Source organism: Streptomyces sp. GC420, from assembly GCF_009916105.1.
GTDB lineage: Bacteria > Actinomycetota > Actinomycetes > Streptomycetales > Streptomycetaceae > Streptomyces.
On record NZ_JAAAXQ010000676.1, the window covers coordinates 1 to 2,257 of the forward strand.

Here is a 2,257-nt window from a genome sequence, read left to right on the forward strand (position 1 = left end):
GTCCCCGGCGCCGTCCCCGTCCCCGGCGCCGGCCGAGGTCCCGTCCCTCGAAGTGTCCGGGCTCGCCTACGCCTACCCCGACGGCCACCAGGCGCTCTTCGGCGTGAACCTGACCCTCGCCAGGGGCGAGCGGGTCGCCCTGCTCGGACCCAACGGCGCCGGCAAGACGACCCTGGTCCTGCACCTCAACGGCATCCTCGACGGGGGCCTCGGGACGGTGCGGGTCGCCGGTCTGCCCGTGGAGAAGAAGAACCTCGCCGAGATCCGGCGGCGGGTCGGCATCGTCTTCCAGGACCCGGACGACCAGCTGTTCATGCCCACCGTCCGGGAGGACGTGGCCTTCGGCCCGGCCGCCGCCGGGGTGCGGGGCGCCGGGCTCGAGCGGCGGGTGCTGGCCGCGCTGGAGCGGGTCGGCATGGCCGAGTACGCGGACCGGCCCCCGCACCACCTCTCCTTCGGCCAGCGCCGCCGCGTGGCCGTGGCGACCGTCCTGGTCATGGAGCCCGAGATCCTCGTCCTGGACGAGCCCTCCTCCAACCTCGACCCCGCGTCGCGCCGCGAACTCGCCGACGTCCTGCGCTCGCTGGACGTGACGGTGCTGATGGTCACGCACGACCTGCCGTACGCGCTGGAACTGTGCCCCCGCTCCGCCGTGCTCAGCGGCGGCGTCATCGCGGCCGACGGGCCCACGCGGGAACTGCTCGCCGACGACGGACTGATGCGGACCCACCGGCTGGAGCTGCCGTTCGGCTTCGACCCGCGGTCGGTGCCGTCCGGCACCTGACCGGCATCTGACCGCCACCTGACCGGCACCTGACCGCCGGAACCGCCCCGGAAGCAGACCACCGCCCGCCGCGTTGCACTATGAGACCTCATGGAACCTCACGGGACCCCCGTGGGACCTCGGGGATCTGTAGAAGCGAACGGGTGGGGAGTGGACGCGGTGGCGGACGTACGGGGGACGGTGGCGCACGGCTTCGAGCCGGTCAGAGACGCCTTCGTACGGAACTTCGAGGTCCTGGGGGAACGCGGGGCGGCCGTCGCCGTGTACCGGGACGGGCGCAAGGTCGTCGACCTGTGGGGCGGCACCGCCGACTTCGACGGCACGGCCCCGTGGGCAGCCGGCACCGCTCAGGTGGTGCGCTCCGCGACCAAGGGCGTGGCCGCCGCCGTACCGCTGCTGCTCCACCAGCGCGGGCGGCTCGACCTGGACGCGCCCGTGGGCACCTACTGGCCCGAGTACAAGACGGCGGGCAAGGAACGCACCCGGGTGCGGGACCTGCTCTCCCACCGGGCAGGGGTGCCGGTGCTCGACCGGCCGCTGACGCCCTCCGAGGCGCTGGACGGGGTCGCCGGGCCCCTCGCCGTCGCCGCGCAGGCCCCCGTGTGGGAGCCCGGCACCGATCACGGCTACCACGCGATGACGTACAGCTGGCTGCTCGGCGAGCTGGTGCTGCGGGTCTCCGGGCGGAGCATGGGCCGCTGGATGGCCGACGAGATCGCCCGCCCGCTCGGCCTCGACCTGTGGGTAGGACTGCCCGCGGAAGAGGCGCACCGCGTCGGCCGCATCGGAGCCGTCGAACCGCCGCCGGCGCCCCCGGGCGGCCTGCGCCTGCGCGCCAAGCCCTCGGTCTCCGAGGCCTACAAAGACCCGGACTCCCTCACCCGGCGTGCCTTCGGCGTCATCGAGCCGCTGCCCGACGAGAACGACCCCGTCTACCGCGCCGCCGAACTCCCCGCGTCCGGGGGCGTCGCCACGGCACGCGCGCTGGCCCGGGTCTACGCCGCCATGATCGGCGAGGTCGAGGGCGGCCCCCGGCTGTTCGCCCCCGCCACCCTCACCCAGGCACGCACCGAGGAGTCCGCGGGCCCCGACCGGGTGCTCGTCGTGAACACCCGTTTCGGCCTCGGTTACATGCTTCACGGCCCGGCGTGCCCGCTGCTGGGGCCCACGTCCTTCGGTCACCCGGGCCGCGGCGGTTCCCTCGCCTTCGCCGATCCCGAGTCGGGCACCGCCTTCGGCTACGTCACCAACGGCATGCGCAAGGGCGTCACGGCGGACCCCCGCGCGCAGGCCCTGGTCAGGGCGGTGCGCTCGGTGATCGGCGGTAAGCAGGGCCTGGCCGGGTGAGATTCGGGCGTGGTCGAGGCGGATCGACGACGAGCACCGTCTCGTCTGCCTGGTCACGGACAAGGAGATCGTGATCCTCGCGGCCCGCTATTACTACTGATCGCAGAGCCGTCCGCGCTGGATTGC

At 73.9% G+C, this 2,257-nt stretch carries 2 protein-coding genes and 1 pseudogene; all 3 read left to right on the forward strand.

Annotated elements, in window-relative coordinates; genetic code table 11:
• Nucleotides 1-784, forward strand: a 784-nt coding sequence (locus GUY61_RS37695; RefSeq protein WP_208106948.1) for an ABC transporter ATP-binding protein, incomplete at its 5' end; no start/stop codon positions are given.
• 159 nt (nt 785-943) lie between these two features.
• Nucleotides 944-2,131, forward strand: coding sequence for a serine hydrolase domain-containing protein (locus GUY61_RS37700; protein WP_313897036.1), 1,188 nt, complete (start codon nt 944-946; stop codon nt 2,129-2,131).
• A gap of 7 nt (nt 2,132-2,138) precedes the next feature.
• A pseudogene (locus tag GUY61_RS37705) lies at nt 2,139-2,231 on the forward strand (type II toxin-antitoxin system YoeB family toxin); the annotation flags it as partial.
• Nucleotides 2,232-2,257: the final 26 nt, after the last annotated feature.